Origin of the sequence: Cloacibacterium normanense, assembly GCF_003860565.1 — a bacterium.
Taxonomy (GTDB): domain Bacteria; phylum Bacteroidota; class Bacteroidia; order Flavobacteriales; family Weeksellaceae; genus Cloacibacterium; species Cloacibacterium normanense.
On the sequence record NZ_CP034157.1, the window covers coordinates 1,105,239 to 1,124,186 of the forward strand.

Consider the following 18,948-nt stretch of genomic DNA (forward strand, 5'->3'; position numbering starts at 1 on the left):
TAATGAGCGTTTGGACAGAATTTTTGCGAGATAAAAAATTTGAAATAAAAGATGATTATGGCATCTTTTTACACGAGTTTAAAACGCCAATGTTTTTTTCTACTGAAAAAGATTTAATGACCTATTTAGGTGATTCTGAATTAAAAGAAGTTCTATTTATAAAATTTAAAGAAGACGATAATTTTAAACTTTTTGGTTCAGAGAAAAGGCATCAAGATATCATTAATTCTACCCAAAAGAAAAAAAATATAAAATCTATTTTATGGGCTATTGTTGTATTGGTTGGTATTTTAGCTTATCAAAAATATTTCAAAAATAATGAAGACCCCAGAGATTTTAAACTTTGGATATTACTTGCTTCCATTGTACCAATAATTAATTTTGGTTTTGAATATTTCAGTTACAAAAAAAATAATTCAGAAAATTTTGATGGTTTTATAAATAACTCAATTTTTGTCTTTTGGCTGAATAAATCTTACAAAGCTAATTTAGCTTATATTTTACCTGTAATTCTTTCAATTTGTTTCGGATTCAAAGAAATTTTAGAGTTAGGAAAATCTACAAAATATAATTTAATAAATGATTGGGCTTTACTTAAATCTCAAGTTTTTCTCGGCGAATATTATAGAATAGTTAGCAATTTATTTGTTCATTCTAATATGCTTCATATAAGTGCAGTAGCCGGAGCTTTATTATTTCTTTCTAAACTTTTTTTAAGGTTTTACAATATTTATTTTTTAATATTCATATTTTTAATAACAGGAATTGTTGGAAGTTTTACAAGTATGATTTTTCATCCCGATGATATTTCATATGGTGCTTCTAGTTCAGTTTTGGGTATTTTAGGATTTTTAATTTCATTTATATTAAAATTTAGCAATATTATACCCAAAAATTTTATCAATGAAATGTTAACTTCTAGTATTTTGTTTATTGTATTTTTAGGAATTGTGGGTTTTAATTATATCGACAATACAGCTAATTTAGGAGGCTTTGTTGCAGGATTATTATTGGGTGCTACTCTTGATAATAGAAATTCAGTGGAAGCAAAAATTAAAGAATCGTTTTTAAAAATTAAAATTTAAACCAAATGCCACTACTTTTTTCCTACGGAACATTACAATTAGAACAAGTGCAATTAGAAACCTTTGGCAGATTGCTGAAAGGCGAAAAAGATATTTTAGAAGATTATCAATTAACGATGATAGAAATTACCGATCCTGAAGTTTTGAGGAAAAGCAATCAACAATTTCATCCGATAATTAGTTTTTCTGGTGATAAAAAAGACCAAGTAGAAGGTGTGCTTTTTGAAGTGACAGAAGAAGAAATTTTACTAGCTGATGAATATGAAGTAGATGATTATAAAAGAGTAGAAGTGACTTTTAAATCAGGAAAAAATGGATATATTTACATTGGAAAATAAAAATCTATGAATCCATTTTTAGATATTACACTTCGTTCTCTTGCAGTTTATGGTTTTATGATTCTCGGATTGAGGATTTTTGGTAAGAACCAACTTTCGCAGCTCAATGCGGGAGATATCATATTACTTTTATTGATTTCGAATGCTGTTCAAAATGCAATGGTAGGACAAGATACTTCTTTGCAAGGCGGTTTGGTTGCGGCTTTGGTTTTGTTTTTAACAAATTTTGGATTGAAAAAATTGATTTTTAAAAATTCTAAAATTAAAGATTTAATAGAAGCCGAACCAATCATTTTAGTAAAAGACGGAATTTTAGATAAAAATGCTTTAAATAAAAGCGAAATCACAATAGATGAATTAGAAGAATCTGTGCGTGAACACGGTGTAGAAAACATTTCAGAAGTAAAATTGGCTATTTTAGAAGTTGATGGAAATATAAGTATAGTTTCTTTTGATAAAAATAATCAGACTAATTTTACGAGACATAAAAAGAAAAAAAATATCCGTAGAAAACTTTAGATTTCTAATCAAACTCTTCAATCTTAATAAAATGAACTACGAATTAAGAGAAATGCTGCCAGAAGATGGAGCTCAGGTTTTACAAATTTTCAAACAGGAAATTGATGGCGGCAATGCTACTTTTGACAAAGAAGTTCCAAGTTGGGAAACTTGGGACAATAAATATTTCAAAGTGTGTAGATTGGTTTTGGTAAACGAAAATGGAGTAGTGCAAGGTTGGGCTGCCATTCAACCGGTTTCTGCAAGAGAATGCTTCAAAGGTGTTGCCGAAGTCAGCATTTATCTAGATAATTCAGTTCATGGAAAAGGATTTGGCGAAATGTTGCTCCATAAATTAGTAGAAGAAACCGAAGAACATCATTTTTGGACTTTACAATCTGGGATTTTTCCAGAAAATGTAGCGAGCATTAAAATTCACGAAAAATTAGGCTTCAGAATCATTGGAAGAAGAGAAAAAATCGCTGAAATGAACGGAATTTGGAGAGATGTAATTCTTTTAGAAAGAAGAAGCAAAAGCATATAATTTTTATAAAAAATCGGTTAAATTAAATATTCGTATTTTTGCAAAAAATTTAGACTATGCCTTTAAAAGCCGTACTGTTTGATATGGATGGAGTAATTGTAGATACGGAACCACTTCACCGAAAAGCATATTTCCAAACTTTCAAAGATTTAAAGATCAAAGTTTCAGAAGAATTTTATACTTCTCTTACAGGAACATCTACCAAAAAATCTACTCAGATGATTAAAGATGAGTTTAATTTAGATGTTTTGCCAGAAGAAATAGCTGCTTCTAAAAGAAAATATTTTAAACAATACTTTGATACAGACCCTGATTTTGATTTACTTCCTGGAGTGAGAGAATTGATTATCAATTACTACGAAAATAATATTAAGTTAGTTTTGGCTTCATCCGCAAGTATGAATACCATTAATTGGGTTTTTGATAAATTTGATATCGGCAAATACTTTATGGGAAAAATTAGTGGAGCAGATCTAGAAGAATCTAAACCTAATCCCGAAATTTTTATAAAAGCTGCAGAAATTGCAGTTGAACCTAAGGAAAATTGTATGGTAATAGAAGATTCTACCAACGGAATTATTGCTGCACACCGTGCAAGAATTTTCTGCGCTGCCTATAAAAGTGAACATTCTAAAATGCAGAAATATGATTTAGCAAAAATAACCATCACAGACTTTTCTGAATTAGAACCTCAAAAAATAGAGAATTATTTTAACTAAAAGCCAATATTTTAGACCGCCTCAAAAAGTTGGCTTTTATTTTATATTTTTTTTACCACATTTCTATTGAGATAGCTCGTATAATCTGGTACTTCTGCTACATATTCTGAATGCATAAACGGAGAAGAAAGAATAAAATCTGCTGTAGCAGCATCACAAGCCATAGGAATATTCCATACTACACATAATCTTAGGAGTGCCTTTACATTACTATCATGCGGTTGAGCTTCCATAGGATCCCAAAAGAAAATTACAATATCTATTTCGCCTTCTGCTATCATAGAACCTAATTGTTGATCACCACCAAGTGGACCGCTCATTACTCTTTTTACATTGACTCCAAGAAAATCAGAAATTAATTTCCCGGTTGTTCCTGTTGCTATTAATTGATGCTGAGAGAGTATTTCTCTATGCTTTTTTACCCAACTTAGCAATTCATCTTTTTTGTGATCGTGTGCTACCAAAGAATTCTTTTATTATTATTGAGCATAATTTAGACGTCATAAAATTAGCAGACCACATTATAGATATCGGTCCAGAAGGTGGAAAACACGGTGGCGAAATCATCGCAACGGGAACTCCTGAAGAATTGATAAAAAGCAAAAAATCTTTGACTGCTAAATTTTTAAAAAAGGAAATGGAATAAAATTTCATTTTCAACATTATAACACAATTTATCTTAAATAAAAATGAACTACCAAATCCGTGAAATGCTTCCAGATGATGGAACGAGAGTTTTAGAAATTTTCAAACAGGGAATTGATGGCGGCAATGCTACTTTTGACAAAGAAGTTCCAAGTTGGGAAACTTGGGACAATAAATATTTCAAAGTTTGTAGATTGATTCTAGAAGACGAAAATGGAGTAGTACAAGGTTGGGCTGCCATTCAACCTATTTCTGCAAGAGTTTGCTATAAAGGGGTAGCAGAAGTAAGCATTTATCTCGATAATTCAGTTCATGGAAAAGGTTTCGGCGAAATGTTGCTCCATAAATTAATAGAAGAAACCGAAGAACATCATTTTTGGACTTTACAATCTGGGATTTTTCCAGAAAATGTAGCGAGTATTAAAATTCATGAAAAATTAGGCTTCAGAATCATTGGAAGAAGAGAAAAAATCGCTGAAATGAACGGAATTTGGAGAGATGTAATTCTTTTAGAAAGAAGAACTCATAAATTCTAAAAACGTTAAAGTTTTCATAAGAAATAAGATTTTGGCAAAGCTTTTGTTTTAAAGAAAGTATCAACCCCAAAATCTTAAAGAAATGAAAAATATATTTAAAATATTCGGCGCTTTAGCACTCACAATAACTGTAGTTTCTTGTGGTTCTAGTAATGTTTACGGAGATAATGGAAGAGTTTACAGAGCTCCAGATGGTAGAGTTTACAGACAAGGCGAAATTTATAGAGCACCCAATGGTGATGTTTACCGAAATGGTGTTTTAATTAGAAGCGGTTCTTCTACGGTAATCATCGTAGATGACAGGCCGCAAAATTTACCTCCTGGACAAATGAAAAAAGTCTATGGAACCAAATCTGCTAAAGTTTTCGCGCCTGGTCAACAAAAAAATGATCGTTATTACTATGATGAACACGGCAAAAAAAGAAAAATGAAGCACAAAAAGAATCACCGATAAAAACAGAGATTAAATATTGATAATGAGAGCCCGAATTTTCGGGCTTTTTTTATGAAATTCCTTTTTCTATATTTCTATTTAAATATAATTTATAATCAGGAGTTTCCACTGCATATTCTGTATGCATGAAAGGCGAAGTTAAAATAAAATCTGCGGTAGATGCATCACATGCTACGATAATATTCCAAACGGCACAGATCCTTAAAAATGCCTTCACATCTGGATCATGAGGCTGTGCTTCCATAGGATCCCAAAAGAAAATAACGATATCTATTTTTCCTTCGGCAATCATTGCACCAAGTTGTTGATCTCCACCAAGTGGGCCACTCATTACTCTGTGAACAAGAACTCCCAATTCATTTTCTATCAATTTTCCCGTGGTTCCTGTAGCAATTAATTGATGTTGTTGAATCACTTCACTGTGTTTTTTCACCCATTCAAGTAATTCATCTTTTTTATGGTCGTGAGCAATAAGCGCTATAGTTTTTTGAGGAGAAAGCAACCTTACATTTTTAGTCATTTCATACATTTTTGAACAAGTAAATTTACAAAAAAAGCAGAACAAAATGTTCTGCTTTGGTATTAATTGTATTTTAATATTTTAGTTTTGGCTAAGATATTCAGCAGTTGCAGTTCTATTAGCATTCATTGCTGCTTTACCTTCTTGCCAGTTTGCTGGACAAACTTCTCCGTATTTTTGAACGTGAGTGTAAGCATCAATTAATCTTAAATATTCAGCTACGTTTCTTCCAAGAGGCATATCATTTACGCTTTCGTGGAAAACTTTTCCTTCTTCATCAATTAAATAAGTTGCTCTGTACGTTACGTTAGACCCAGAAAAAGTTTCGTTTCCTTCTTCATCATATTCGAAATCTTGGTCTACAATTCCTAAAATATTAGCCAATTGTCTGTGGGTATCAGCTAAAAGTGGATAAGTCACTCCTTCGATTCCTCCCATATTTTTTGGAGTAGATAACCATGCGAAGTGTACCTCGTTTGTATCACAAGAAGCACCAATAACCATAGTGTTTCTATTTCTAAATTCTTCTAAAGCAGCTTGAAAAGCGTGTAATTCTGTTGGACAAACAAAAGTAAAGTCTTTTGGATACCAAAATAATAAAACTTTTGATTGATTTTTTACTGCTTCTTCTAAAACGTTAATTCTTAAATTTTCTCCTGATTTAGAGATTGCGTCTACAGTTACATTTGGAAATTTTCTTCCTACTAATGCCATTTTTTTGTTGTTTTTTACTATTATATTTTCAGACTGCAAAATTAATCAATTTTAAAATTTTTAAAATGAGAAACCGATAATTTTTTTCTATGACTCCTAAAAAGCAAAAAATCTTCAGCTTTTGACTGAAGATTTTAAGGATATTTTCAAAAAATTTGTTAATGAATTTCTGCTTCTGTTAAAGCTTTTTTAATTCTATTCATCGCTTCTTTTAATTCTTCTTCAGAAGCGGCATAAGAGAATCTGATACAATTAGCATCACCAAAACTTACGCCTCCTACACAAGCTACATGTGCTTTTTCTAATAAAAACATCGCAAAATCATCAGAATTATTGATGAGAACACCGTCAAGAGTTTTTCCTAAATAATAAGAAATATCTGGGAAGAAATAAAAAGCCGCTTTTGGTAAATTTACTTTGAAACCAGGCACTTCTTTTAACAATTCATATACTAGATTTCTACGTTTTTCAAAACTTTCTACCATATAGTAGTAATCTTTCGGGTCGGTTTCTAATCCTACAATAGAAGCTCTTTGCGCTACCGTATTTGCACCACTGGTAACCTGACCTTGCAACTTATCACATGCGTCTGCTAACCATTCTGGACAAGCGCTATAACCAATTCTCCAACCAGTCATTGCAAAAGCTTTAGACATTCCATTAATTACAGCAGTTTGATTAAAAACTTGTGGAAATTCTGCAATAGAAATATGCTCTCCATCATAATTAATAAATTCGTAGATTTCATCAGAAATAATCACCACATCTGGATATTTCGCCATTACGTTTGCGATTTTTTCTAATTCTTCTCTGGTATAATAACTGCCTGATGGATTACATGGTGAACTATACAATACCGCTTTCGTTTTTGGAGTGATGGCAGCTTCTAATTGCTCTGCTGTCATCTTAAATTCAGTATCAATATTGGTTTCGATAAAAACAGAAACACCACCATTAATTTTTACCATTTCATCATAAGAAACCCAATACGGAGCGGGCAAAATTACTTCGTCTCCTTCATTTACCAAAGCTGCTAAAACATTGAAAATATTTTGTTTAGCTCCATTTGCTACACAGATTTGCGTCGGTTTATAGTCTAAATTGTTATCTCTTTTTAGCTTATTAACAATTGCTTTTCTTAGTTCTAAAAAACCCGGAACAGGAGAATAATGGCTATAATTTTCATTAATTGCATCAAACGCTGCCTTCTTTATATTATCTGGCACATCAAAATCTGGTTCTCCTAGTGTAAGCGAAATTACATCTATTCCTGCTGCTTTCATATCTCTCGCTTTGTTACTCATTACAAAGGTCTGAGAATAACTTAATCTGTTTAATCTGTCCGAAACTCTGCTCATTATCATTATTTAATTGGTACAAATATAGACTTTTTAACTAAATTTTCTAAAAAAAACAGATGAAAAATCCTTAATTTTGTACAAAATTTATAAAATGTCAGTTCAAATTATTAATAAATACTTTCCCAATCTATCTGAAGAGCAAAAATCTCAGTTTCAACAACTTGAAACGCTCTATAAAGACTGGAACGAAAAAATTAACGTGATTTCGAGAAAAGATATTGATGAATTCTACGAAAGACACGTTCTCCATTCATTGGGAATTGCAAAAATTATGGAATTTGCAGATGGAACCAAAGTTCTAGACATAGGAACTGGTGGTGGTTTCCCGGGAATTCCTTTGGCGATTTTATTTCCAAATGTAGAATTTACTTTGGTAGATTCTATTGGTAAAAAAATTACCGTAGTAAAAGGAGTTTCAGAAAGTCTTGGTCTGAAAAACGTAAAAGCTTACCACGAAAGAGCCGAAAAAATAAAAGACAAATTCCATTTTGTAGTGAGCAGAGCCGTTACACAAATGCCTGTTTTCTTGCGTTGGTTAAAAGGAAAATTCGAAAAAGAACAATTTAACCCAAAACACAACGGTGTATTATACTTAAAAGGTGGAGATTTAGGAGAAGAACTCGCTGGAATAAAATGTGAAATTTACGATCTGAAAGACCAATTCGAAGAAGAATTTTTTGACACTAAAAAAGTAGTATATTTATCCAAAGGAAATTTTAATTCATAAAAACTTAAATCAATGAAGAAAATTTTTAACCTCAGTTTAATCACTTTATTAGCTGGATTTTTCGCTGTTTCTTGTGATAGAAATGACGAAGATGAAATTCAAAATGTAGAATCTATCAAAATAGATAGTGTGAAAATTGCACAAGATACGATGGATGTTTTCACCATTCAAACCATCAAAACGTATTCTACTTATCCAAGTGCTTGTGAGGATTTTTTTGGATATGATTATATCAGAAACGGTTTAGAAAGAAATGTGGTAGCCTATTCTTACACCATTAACGGAACTTGTACTCAAGCAACAAGAGTTGGAGTGAATGGTTTCAACTTTAGACCAGAAGAAAAAGGTATTTACACTTTCAAATTTTGGAAAGGAAAAGACAGCAGCAACCAAAACATTTGGATTGAGAAAACAATTGTAGTAGAGTAGTATGAAGAAAACTTTCAGCCTTATTTTATTGTTTTGTTTTTTAACTGTTTTTTCTCAAAAATTAGTCTGGAAAGAAGGAACAAAACTTAATTGGAGCCTTTTTAAATCATCTGAAAACAAAATGAAAAGTGACAGCACCATTGTCAGTTATTCTTCTTGTGGACTAAGTTACACCGCTTTTAAAGATAAAGCCAATAATAAAATGAAGGTGAGAATAGATGCTACTTTTGACCCAAGAAAATCTTGGAAACATCCTATTAAAACCAAAAATCTCAATATTAATCACGAACAAGGCCATTTTGATATTGCCGAAATTTACGCTAGAAAACTGAGAAAAGAATTTCTAGAAAATGTAAAAACAGAGAAAGATTACCAATTGAAATTTAAGTTGATTTATCAAGTGATGTATGGTGAATTTCTCGATTATCAAAACTATTATGATAACATTACCAAACGAGGAACCAATGCAGAAAAACAAAATGAGCTAGATGCAGAAATTAAAGCTCAACTCAAAAAACTAGAACACTATAAAAACTAATGCTACACCAAAAATTTTTACAAAAAGTCATCTCAGAAATACTCGAAAAATCTTCGGATTTATCGGGTTTTTCATTTATAATTCCAGGAAAAAGACCTGTAGTTTTTATTAAAGAAATTTTAAAAGAAAAAAACTATAACGGGATTCTTCCAGAGTTTTTTACGATTGATGAAATGGTGCATAAAATCAGTCAAAAACAAGAAATCAAAGGCATTGCACTTTGGCTTTTTGCCTATCAAACCTATACTCAACTTTATCAAGATGAAGATCTTGCCACATTTTTAAAATGGTTCCCAACATTGCAAAAAGATTGGGATGATATGTTGAAATTCCATGGAAATGATAAAGAAATTCTGGAATGGATGCTTGCTGAAGAACGCATCAAAAACTGGGGCGAAAATCTGGGCGATGAAGAAGGCGCAAGAAAGAGAAATCTTAATTTTTGGAGAAAAATGAATGCTTTTCTTCCTTTTTTAAAAGAAAAATTAGAGGAACAGCAATTGGCTACTTCGGGAATGATTCATCTTTACACCAAAGAAAATTTAGAAAATTATTGTAAAAATTTCAATCTTAGAGCAGTTTTTATTGGTTTTAATGCATTTACTCCCGTTGAAGAAAAATTAGTTAGAACCCTTTTACAATGGGACAAAGCAGATATTTTCTTTCATGCAGATGAATACTATTTCCATGACGAAAGACAAGAAGCAGGGAAATTTCTCCGCGAATACAAAACTTGGAAAGAATTTAATGATTCTAGAGATTTCAACTGGATTGAAAATGAATTTTCTATAGACAAAAACATAAAGGTTTATGAGGTTTCAGGAAATATTGCTCAAACCAAAGTTTTGCCAGAAATTCTTTCAGAAATTCACACAGAAAATTCTGATTATCAGAATACTGCAGTAGTTTTATTAGATGAAAATTTGCTTCCTGCTGCATTAGATTCTCTTGCATCGGTTGAAAAACTGAACATTACAATGGGCTTTCCGTTGAAAAATTTGGCTTTTTCAAACGCGATGAAAAAACTGTTTCATCTTCATAAACAATTAGAAAAAAACGCTTCTTCATATTATTACAATGATATTTTACCGATTTTAGATGAACTTCCAAAGAATTTTAAAGACGAAAATATCATCAAAAACTTCATTGCAACCTTAGAAGAAAGAAACATTGTTTATATTTCTAAAAATCAATTAAGCGAATTATTGAACGGACTTTCTTTTTATAATTTGTTTGAAAAACAAGACGCTGAAACCTTACTCAATACTTTAATTCAGTTTTGTAAAAATTTAAAATACAGCGAAATAGATAATGTACAATATGAAAATATTTCTCATTTTGAGAAGAGTTTCGTCATCATCAAGAATCAACTTTCTCCATATCAATATCAAGTAAAAATCGAAACATTGGAAGTGTTGATTAATCAACTCATTAACTCTGAATCAATAGATTTTGTGGGAGAACCTTTAGAAGGTTTACAATTGATGGGACTTCTGGAAACACGATTGTTGAATTTTGAAAATATTATTCTTCTTTCTGCCAATGAAGGAAAATTACCGCTCGGAAATTCACAAAATACTTATCTTCCGTTTGATGTAAGAAAACAGTTTAATTTGCATACTTTCTTAGAAAATGATGGAATTTATGCCTATCACTTTTACCGATTTTTACAGAATGCCAAGAATATCTATTTGCTTTACAATGCTCTCGGTTCTGGCATAAATACAGGAGAAAAAACGAGATTCATTACCCAGATTGAAATGGAATCTCAGCATAAAATAGAGCATATCATCATCGAAAACACTTCTGAACCGATTAATCAAGAACCGATTACGATTGAAAAAACACCTTCAGTTCTTGAAAAATTAGAAGAATGGAAGCAGAAGGTTTCGCCGTCACATTTGGTAACCTATCTTTATAATCCTATTGATTTTTATTTGGATAAAATTCTCAACACCAGAGAAACCACAGAAATTGAAGAAGAGCTTTCTCAACGAAATTATGGAACTTTAGTTCATAATGCTTTAGAATATTTATACGAAAAAATAATAGGTAAAATATTAAAAGTTAATGATTTAGAAAATTTACTTCAACAAGTAGATGAATCAATTGACAAAGCCATTGAAAGACTCAAACATCAACCAGAATTCTACGAAAAAGGAATGAATTTCGTTCACAAACAAATTGCCAAAAGAGTAGTAGAATCTGTTTTGAATTATGATTTAGAGTTGGTTAAAAAAGGGAATGCGCTAGAAATTGTAGCTTTAGAAAGAAAAATTGAGAATATTGCTTTTAAAATTGATGACAATAATGAAGTAACTTTCTATGGATTCATTGACCGAATAGATATTCTCAACGGAACTTTAAGAATCATTGATTATAAAACTGCAAAGCCTAAAAACTTAAAAATCAAAATAGAAGAAGCTAAAATTGAAACACTTTTCTTTGAAGACAAATACAAACAAGCGATGCAATTGTGTATGTATCAATACTGTATTTCACAAATGGATGAGTTTAAAAATCGTGAAATAGAAACGGGAATATGGAGTTTTGCGGAAGTGAGTAACGGAGTACAGAACGTAGAATTTGTTAAAGGCAATTTTGAAGATTCTTTGGTTTCTGTGAAAAATTTAATTCTAGAAATTCTGAATCCAGAAGTTCCATTTACAGAAAAAGTTCATGAAAGTTGGAATTAAATTTCCCGCAGATTTCGCAGGTTTTATTCATCACTTTAGTCATTGATTCCATGAAATTTTCAATTTTCGAAGGAATCAAAACAATTTTGTAGAGATATCTAAAATTCTTTAAATTAAAGTTCTTAATCTGAAAATCATTATTTTACATTCTATGAAGGTTCCGAAGGAACCAAATATGTGTAGCAAACAAAGATTAAGAATTGTGGCGTTCCGTAGGAACGCAATGTAATAAAAAAGATAGCGTTCCTATGGAACGCAACTCCTACATATATTATTGAATTACACACATTACGTTCCTATGGAACGATAAATTTATTTATAAAATTTCTAAAAATTTTCCATATTTTTTTTAATCTCTGTTAAGAATTTCGAGGCAAGAGCACCATCTACAATTCTGTGATCATAGCTTAAAGACAAAGTCATCACCGATTGAGGCAATATTTTCTCTTCTTCGTTTTCTTCTATAATCCAAGCTCTTCTCAAAATATTTCCCAAAGCGAGAACTGCAACTTGTGGCCGAGAAATAATAGGCGTTCCGCATTCTGAACCGAACATTCCCGTGTTAGAAACCGTGAAAGTAGTATCTTGAATGTCATCTGGTTTTAGTTTTCCATTTTTGGCTCTGGTTCCGATTTCTGAAACTTGTTGAGCAATGTCTACAACCGATAAATTCTGTGCATTTTTAATATTCGGAACGATGAGATTACCATCAGGAAGTGCAGCTGCAAAACCTAAATTGATGTTTTTCTTTTCTAACAATTCTTCATTATTAAACCAAGAATTTAGAGTAGGATAGACCTTAATTGCATCTATCACGGCTTTCATAATCAAATGCGTATAGGTTAATTTAACCGCATTTTCTTGTAGAAATTTCTCCTTATTTTCTTCGCGATAAGCCACTAATTTCGTCACATTTACATCCATAAAAGTCGTAACATGAGGAATGCTTCGCCAAGATTTTTCCATATTTTCAGCGATGAGTTTACGAATTTTAGAAAGTGGCTCCAACGTTTCACCGAGTTCTACTTTGAGTTGAAGTTTTTCTTCAATAAATGGAGTAGAAGTATTTTGTTTTCTTGGTTTTAAGAAATTTTCTACATCTTGTTTTCTAATTCTTCCGTTTTCACCAGTTCCATTGATTTTCTGCAAATCTTCTAAACTCAATCCGTTTTCTGCAGCCATTTTTCTTACCACTGGAGAAAGAAAAGATACGAGTTCTGAGTTTCGAGGTGTGAGTTGAGTTTTGTCATTTTGAGCGGAATGTAATGGAGTCGAAAAATCTTTTAAAGATTCTTCATTACGCTTTGCTTCAATCAGAATGACACCCGAATTTTCTTCAACAGCATCATCCACTTCCATGGTACAAATAGGAGTTCCTACAGAAACTTCTTCGCCTTCTTTTACGAGAATTTCTTTGAGCGTTCCTTCGTATTCTGAGAAAATTTCAGAATCTACTTTGTCGGTTCCAATTACGGCAAAAAGTTCATCACGTTTGATAAAATCTCCCGGTTTTTTCAGCCATTCTACAATTTTGGCTTCGGTAGTAGATTCTCCTATTTTAGGTAATGGTATGTTGATGGTTTTCATATTTTAAACGCAAAGAGCGCAAAGAAATTTTTAAAATTCTTTATGTTTTTAAGTTCGCAAAGGCGTAAACTTATCAAAAGTTTTCGCGTGAGCGATTGCAGTGCAAATCCTTTTATTTTGTCAGTCTGAGCGGAGTCGAAGACTGGAAAAATAAAAGATTGCAACGGAAAGCGCGACTTTTTTGCATGGCAATAGCAGTGGAAAAAAGGCACGCCAAAATCAAAAAAAAACTTTGTCAAAGATTTAAAAGCTTTGACAAAGTATAATTTTTATGAAAATGCGTTGATTCCCGTAATATCAAGACCTGTGATGAGCAAGTGCACGTCTTCTGTACCTTCGTAAGTAATTACAGATTCTAAGTTGGCAGCGTGACGCATCATTGGGAATTCTCCCATAATTCCCATTCCACCAAGAATTTGACGAGATTCTCTTGCTATGTTAATTGCCATTCTCACGTTATTTCGTTTTGCCATAGAAATTTGAGCAGGAGTAGCTTTGTGGTCATTTTTCAAGGTTCCTAATCTCCAGCAAAGCAATTGAGCTTTTGTAATTTCTGTTAAAAATTCGGCTAATTTTTTCTGTTGAAGTTGGAAACTTGCAATTGGTTTTCCAAACTGTGTTCTTTCTTTAGAATACTGAACAGCAGTGCAATAGCAATCTATCGCAGCACCAATTACGCCCCACGAAATTCCGTAACGTGCTGAATTTAAACAAGAAAGAGGACCTTTAAGACCTTCTACTTTTGGTAAAAGATTTTCTTTAGGAACTTTTACGTTATTAAAAACCAATTCACCCGTTTTAGAAGCTCTCAAACTCCATTTATTGGTAGTTTCTGGAGTGGTAAAACCTTCGTAACCGCGTTCTACAATCATTCCGCGAACTTTTCCGTCTTCACCTTTTGCCCAAACTACAGCAAGATCACAAAGTGGAGCATTAGTAATCCACATTTTAGCACCGTTAAGCAAATAATGATCGCCCATATCTTTGTAATGCGTTTCCATTCCTCCTGGATTAGAACCGTGATTAGGCTCTGTTAAGCCAAATGCACCGATAAATTCACCAGAAGCCAATTTTGGAAGATATTTGCGTTTTTGTTCTTCTGAACCAAACTCGAAAATAGGAAACATTACCAAAGAACTCTGAACAGAAGCCGCAGAACGAACCGCTGAATCTCCTCGTTCTAACTCTTGCATAATTAATCCGTAAGAAATTTGGTCTAAACCAGCACCTCCATATTCTTCTGGAATATAAGGACCGAGAGCTCCAATTGCTCCTAATTCTTTCATGAGATTAGGAATGTCTTTATGATGTTGCGCTGCATCATCAATTTGAGGCATAATAAATGACTGAACCCAATCTCTTACAGAGTTTCTGATTAATATATGTTCTTCTGTAAGTAAATCATCAATTCCGAAATAATCTGGAATGCTATTTAAAGGATAGTATGACATTGCGTTTAAATTTTGCTAAAAATACGAGGATTTCGCATAGTATCAAAATACCCAATAGAAAAAGTAAACTGCAACTATTTGTAGAGAAAAAATTAAAAAATTCATCTAAAATAGAGTAGAATAGCATTAAAAATTACTAACATTATTTACATTTAACAGGCGATAAAACTCTTCCAGATTCAAAATCTACACTTTTATCATTCACAATAATCATAGTAGAATCGTTCTTTTGTTTCAAAGCAGTAATTCCTTCGTAAAGTTTATTGTCTTTGGTCAAAAAGCGAACATCTATTAACGAATGCATTCCCTCAGAAAACATGTCGTAAGTTAATTTTAAGGTATCACCAGATTTTATACCATATACTTTTCCATTAGAACCATCTTTTTCAAAATTATCGTAACTCATTTTTCCTTTTACAGAATCTGTAGGATAAAGAGTGTAAGAAAGGTGCAAAGAATCTTTGCCTACCACAGAAAGATAACAAAATTGCAAAGTATCTTTTTTCGGCTCAAAAGTTTCTGTATAATTCTGGTGAATGGTATCTTCAGGAATTATGGTATATGAAGATGTTTCTTTTTTGTTACAAGAAATAAAAGAAATGCTTATCAAAAGAATAACTACAAAATTTTTCATAATTTTTCTTGTAAAAGTATGGCGATAAACGATTTACAACTTTATAGAATTCTCATCAATGATTATAAACTTTCAATGGATTAAAAGAGATGAGAAGGTTAGGAAACTATAATTATATTGAAGTCGTAAAAAATACAATTTAACATAATATAAATTATAGGAATTAATTAGAATATTAAGTTTAATTGTTTATAATTGTTCTGAATGTCAAATTTATTCTTGGCTCAATGATTTTAGCATTCGTATAAAGCTTGTGTTTCCAATAGATTTGGGTTTCATCTTTCATGATGAGTAATGAGCCGTTCTCAAGCATTAGAAAAATTTCTTCTTTGCTAAAATTATGTTTGAAACCAAATTTTCTTTCCGCTCCGAAACTTACAGACGCAATTGCAGAATGTTTCAAAATTTCTTTTTCGTTATCAGAATGCCAACTCATCGCTTCTGAACCATTGTGATAATAGTTCAATAAACACGCATTAAATTTTTCGCCTGAGATTTGTTCCACCTTAGATTTTATTTCTAAAATAAATTTTAACCATTTCTCAGCGATTTTAGTTTTACCCGAATATTTATAAAAAATTCCTTCATCTCCTAAAAAAGCAACCTTTCTTTTGGTAATAATTTCTTTTCCAAAAATTTTAACTACATCATGTTGCCAATTGATTTCATTGAGCAATTTAACATAATATATTTCACTTTGTTCTTCCGTGAAAATTTTTCCATAATAATATACAGTGCCGTCTTTTGGTAAAAGATTATTCATTTTTTAGATGTTAGATTTCAGATTTCAGATGTGAGATTCTAGACTTTTTTTAAAATTACACATTTTTATCAAATTCAAGATTATTTCAAAAATAAAAAAAGACGCTTTTCAGCGTCTTTTAAAATCTATTTTTTTAAACATTTTTCTAAGAATTGGTCTTGTTCCCAAAGCAAATGTAAAATGTTTTCCTTAGCAACATAACCGTGAGCTTCTTTTGGTAAAATCACCATTCTTACAGGTGCTCCCAAGTTTTTCAACGCTTGGAAATAACGCTCTGTTTGCAATGTAAACGTACCAGGATTGTTATCTGCTTCACCATGAACCAAAAGCATTGGTTTTTTCATTTTATTGGCATTCATAAATGGTGACATTCCGTTGTAGATTTCTGGAACATCCCAATAATTACGCTGTTCACTTTGGAAACCAAAAGGTGTTAAAGTTCTGTTATAAGCGCCACTTCTCGCAATTCCACACGCAAAATCATTAGAATGCGTCAATAAATTAGCCGTCATAAAAGCTCCATAAGAATGTCCACCCACTGCTACTCTATTTCTATCGATATAACCTAATTGATCTACAGCATCAATTGCTGCTTTTCCATTCGCCACCAATTGCGGAATAAAAGTATCATTCGGTTCTGTAGTTCCTTCCCCAATAATTGGGAAACTTGCATCATCTAAAACCGCATAACCTTTAGTCACCCAATAAATAAACGAACCATAACTTGGGAAAGTAAATTCATTTGGATTGGCAGTGTTTTGTCCAGCCGTGGCTTTATCTTTAAATTCTTCTGGATACGCCCAAACTAAAAGTGGCAATTTTGGTTTCTTTTTGAAATCATAATTTGCTGGTAGATAAAGCGTTCCTTTCAGCTCTACTCCATCGTTTCTTTTGTATTTAATGACTTCTTTATGAATAGTAGAAATACTCGCAAAAGGATTTGCAAACTGAGTTACCGCTTCTGCTTTGTTGTTTTTAATATTTCTTACAAAATAATTAGAATACTGATTTTTAGACTGTTGCGTCACTAAAACCGTTCCTTTATTGGCATCAATAATGTCAATAATATCTTCTTTTACTTTTGGTGTTTTAGAAGTGTATAATCTTTTGGTTTGGAAGTTTTTAAAATCAAATTCATCGATGAAAGGAAACTGACCATCCTTGGTAAAACCATCACCAATTAAGTGCGCTTTTCCGTTTTTGATGGAAATTACGTATTGTCCGAATTCATTTTTATCGGTTTGGAAATTTCCTGGATCCGCATAAACATCTTGATAATTTCTTTCGGCAATTTCTTTATTTTCTCCAGTTTTTGGATTTAGGAAATATGTTTTTTGTGAACGAGTATCATACCAAGAATCCATTACAACAGCATTTTCTTCATTCCCGAATTGAATTCCTGCAAATCTTTGTTTGGTTTTCATTAAGGATTTTGGTTCAGCCGAAAAAGGTGCATCCCAAGTAAAAATTTCATCTCTAAATTCTGCTTTTTTACTTTGATCACCACCATCTAAAGCTTCTACAAAATATAAACTTGCAGGTTTATCTGCTCTCCAAGACATATTTCTTTTTCCTGTTCTAACTGATGAAAAACCTTTTGGCATAATTTCATTCAACGGAACATCATTTACGGTTTTTACTAAATTTCCTTGTAAATCAAAAACTTGAGCAGTCATCGGAAATCTAGAAAGCGGAACGATGTAAGAGAAAGGTTTTTTGATGGTAGAAATCATCACATAATTTCCGTCTGGCGAAAGTTGAATTCCTGCATAAATATCAGCAGATTTATAAGGAGTTTCTGCTCCATCAAGATTCATTTTTACCAATTCTGCTCTGGTTAAAGTCTCGAAATTGGCTTCATCCATAGGATTTTTTAACAAATCTTGATACGTTCTGTTTTGTGAAACTTTTCCGTCTGCATTAGAAACAATTGGTCCAGTTGGAAGATTTTTCTTTTCATTTAATAGAGCTGGTCTGTTTGCTGGAAGTTTTCTTACGATTAATTCCTGAGAATTTTTAAGCCAAACAAACGGAGAACCCAAATTGGCATTAAGATTATCACTTGAGATTTTCTTAGCTGTTCTGGTTTCTAAATCTAAAATCCAAAGTTCTACTCCTTTTTCTGTAGTATTGGTAAAGGCTAATTTCTTTTCGTCTGGAGACCAAGAAAGATTGGTAATTTTAGGATTTTGAGGCAATCCAATTACTTGTGTTTCTTGCTTTTCGTTGAATTTTCTAACTTTTAAATTACTAATATACGTAACAGAACTCGAAATATTGGTTACAGGATTAACACGCAAACCTGCCAATTTCATTTCTTCTTGGTTAAGGTCGTCTAACGTTTTATAAGTAGGTCTGTAAGAAAAAACCATCCAGTCTTTTTTGCTGTTCATAGAAACAGAAGGTGTTCTTTGGAAATCAGCGAGTTGAAGAATTTCGGCGGAAGGTTTTTGGTAGGTTAAATTTTCTTGCGAAAATCCACAAATGGATAAGGCAAGAAATAAAACAGAAATTTTGATAGATCTCATATTTTTCAAATTATAGATTATAAATTTTAGATTCTAAATCTTAATGATTAGTGACTTTATTGAGGGGAAAGTTACAATTTTTCCTGAAATTTCTGAAGATTTCTGCATTTGCGCTAACGATGGAAGCGGCATCCTTTTTCTTTAGATTTGGAAAATGCTTTGGAAAGAAAAAGATATAGCG

20 protein-coding genes and 1 pseudogene are annotated in these 18,948 nt (G+C 32.0%); 12 read left to right on the forward strand and 9 right to left on the reverse strand.

From position 1 onward, the window contains the following. The first annotated feature begins 2 nt into the window (after positions 1-2). The 5 genes from EB819_RS05040 to EB819_RS05060 are packed head-to-tail and all read left to right on the forward strand — an operon-like array spanning position 3 to position 3,184. A complete protein-coding gene (locus EB819_RS05040; protein ID WP_069799031.1) occupies positions 3-1,085 on the forward strand; it encodes a rhomboid family intramembrane serine protease in 1,083 nt (360 codons plus the stop codon). 5 nt (positions 1,086-1,090) lie between these two features. Then, complete coding sequence (locus EB819_RS05045; RefSeq protein ID WP_069799033.1) at positions 1,091-1,423, forward strand: gamma-glutamylcyclotransferase family protein; 333 nt, start codon at positions 1,091-1,093, stop codon at positions 1,421-1,423. Positions 1,424-1,429: 6 nt separating this feature from the next. After that, entirely contained in the window at positions 1,430-1,942 is a 513-nt protein-coding gene (locus tag EB819_RS05050; RefSeq protein WP_069799035.1) for a DUF421 domain-containing protein, read from the forward strand. Between the two features lie 31 nt (positions 1,943-1,973). Further along, positions 1,974-2,465: a GNAT family N-acetyltransferase gene (locus tag EB819_RS05055; protein ID WP_069799037.1), complete on the forward strand. Its 492-nt coding sequence runs from the start codon at positions 1,974-1,976 to the stop codon at positions 2,463-2,465. 56 nt (positions 2,466-2,521) lie between these two features. Continuing rightward, positions 2,522-3,184: an HAD family hydrolase gene (locus EB819_RS05060; RefSeq protein ID WP_069799039.1), complete on the forward strand. Its 663-nt coding sequence runs from the start codon at positions 2,522-2,524 to the stop codon at positions 3,182-3,184. A gap of 41 nt (positions 3,185-3,225) precedes the next feature. Here EB819_RS05060 and EB819_RS05065 read toward each other — a convergent pair whose 3' ends face one another. Further along, complete coding sequence (locus EB819_RS05065) at positions 3,226-3,648, reverse strand: methylglyoxal synthase (RefSeq protein ID WP_069799041.1); 423 nt, start codon at positions 3,646-3,648, stop codon at positions 3,226-3,228. A 2-nt stretch (positions 3,649-3,650) separates the two neighbouring features. Between EB819_RS05065 and EB819_RS05070 the strand changes: the two are divergent. From EB819_RS05070 to EB819_RS12795, 3 genes and pseudogenes are all read left to right on the forward strand, one after another. Then, a pseudogene (locus EB819_RS05070) lies at positions 3,651-3,830 on the forward strand (hypothetical protein); the annotation flags it as partial. 43 nt (positions 3,831-3,873) lie between these two features. Further along, positions 3,874-4,365 (forward strand): GNAT family N-acetyltransferase, encoded by a 492-nt coding sequence (locus EB819_RS05075; RefSeq protein ID WP_069799045.1) that lies wholly within the window; start codon positions 3,874-3,876, stop codon positions 4,363-4,365. Positions 4,366-4,447: 82 nt separating this feature from the next. Then, entirely contained in the window at positions 4,448-4,819 is a 372-nt protein-coding gene (locus EB819_RS12795; protein WP_083250177.1) for a hypothetical protein, read from the forward strand. Between the two features lie 49 nt (positions 4,820-4,868). On the opposite strand, the gene EB819_RS05085 is transcribed toward EB819_RS12795, so the two are convergent. From EB819_RS05085 to EB819_RS05095, 3 genes are all read right to left on the reverse strand, one after another. Further along, positions 4,869-5,339, reverse strand: coding sequence for a methylglyoxal synthase (locus EB819_RS05085; RefSeq protein WP_069799099.1), 471 nt, complete (start codon positions 5,337-5,339; stop codon positions 4,869-4,871). A gap of 81 nt (positions 5,340-5,420) precedes the next feature. Further along, complete coding sequence (locus tag EB819_RS05090; protein WP_069799046.1) at positions 5,421-6,053, reverse strand: peroxiredoxin; 633 nt, start codon at positions 6,051-6,053, stop codon at positions 5,421-5,423. 158 nt (positions 6,054-6,211) lie between these two features. Beyond that, a complete protein-coding gene (locus EB819_RS05095; RefSeq protein ID WP_069799048.1) occupies positions 6,212-7,411 on the reverse strand; it encodes a pyridoxal phosphate-dependent aminotransferase in 1,200 nt (399 codons plus the stop codon). A gap of 94 nt (positions 7,412-7,505) precedes the next feature. On the opposite strand from EB819_RS05095, the gene rsmG reads away from it, so the two are divergent. From rsmG to EB819_RS05115, 4 genes are all read left to right on the forward strand, one after another. After that, the gene (rsmG, locus tag EB819_RS05100) at positions 7,506-8,141 is read left to right on the forward strand and encodes a 16S rRNA (guanine(527)-N(7))-methyltransferase RsmG (protein ID WP_069799050.1); all 636 of its coding nucleotides are present in this window, start codon (positions 7,506-7,508) and stop codon (positions 8,139-8,141) included. A gap of 12 nt (positions 8,142-8,153) precedes the next feature. Then, positions 8,154-8,570: a hypothetical protein gene (locus tag EB819_RS05105; RefSeq protein ID WP_069799052.1), complete on the forward strand. Its 417-nt coding sequence runs from the start codon at positions 8,154-8,156 to the stop codon at positions 8,568-8,570. A 121-nt stretch (positions 8,571-8,691) separates the two neighbouring features. Then, a complete protein-coding gene (locus EB819_RS05110) occupies positions 8,692-9,108 on the forward strand; it encodes a DUF922 domain-containing protein (protein ID WP_124878671.1) in 417 nt (138 codons plus the stop codon). Next, on the forward strand, positions 9,108-11,804 hold the full coding sequence (locus EB819_RS05115; RefSeq protein WP_069799056.1) for a PD-(D/E)XK nuclease family protein: 2,697 nt from the start codon (positions 9,108-9,110) through the stop codon (positions 11,802-11,804). Before EB819_RS05110 ends, EB819_RS05115 begins: the two co-directional genes overlap by 1 nt. A 327-nt stretch (positions 11,805-12,131) precedes the next feature. Here EB819_RS05115 and EB819_RS05120 read toward each other — a convergent pair whose 3' ends face one another. The 5 genes from EB819_RS05120 to EB819_RS05140 all read right to left on the reverse strand — a co-directional run bounded on the left by EB819_RS05120 (position 12,132) and on the right by EB819_RS05140 (position 18,767). Beyond that, the gene (locus EB819_RS05120; protein WP_069799058.1) at positions 12,132-13,391 is read right to left on the reverse strand and encodes a dihydrolipoamide acetyltransferase family protein; all 1,260 of its coding nucleotides are present in this window, start codon (positions 13,389-13,391) and stop codon (positions 12,132-12,134) included. Positions 13,392-13,660: 269 nt separating this feature from the next. Continuing rightward, positions 13,661-14,842: an acyl-CoA dehydrogenase family protein gene (locus EB819_RS05125; RefSeq protein WP_069799059.1), complete on the reverse strand. Its 1,182-nt coding sequence runs from the start codon at positions 14,840-14,842 to the stop codon at positions 13,661-13,663. A 142-nt stretch (positions 14,843-14,984) separates the two neighbouring features. Further along, on the reverse strand, positions 14,985-15,476 hold the full coding sequence (locus tag EB819_RS05130) for a hypothetical protein (RefSeq protein WP_069799061.1): 492 nt from the start codon (positions 15,474-15,476) through the stop codon (positions 14,985-14,987). A gap of 181 nt (positions 15,477-15,657) precedes the next feature. Further along, the gene (locus EB819_RS05135) at positions 15,658-16,239 is read right to left on the reverse strand and encodes an alpha-ketoglutarate-dependent dioxygenase AlkB family protein (protein ID WP_069799063.1); all 582 of its coding nucleotides are present in this window, start codon (positions 16,237-16,239) and stop codon (positions 15,658-15,660) included. Positions 16,240-16,364: 125 nt separating this feature from the next. Continuing rightward, positions 16,365-18,767, reverse strand: coding sequence for an alpha/beta hydrolase family protein (locus EB819_RS05140; protein WP_069799066.1), 2,403 nt, complete (start codon positions 18,765-18,767; stop codon positions 16,365-16,367). Between the last annotated feature and the right edge of the window lie 181 nt (positions 18,768-18,948).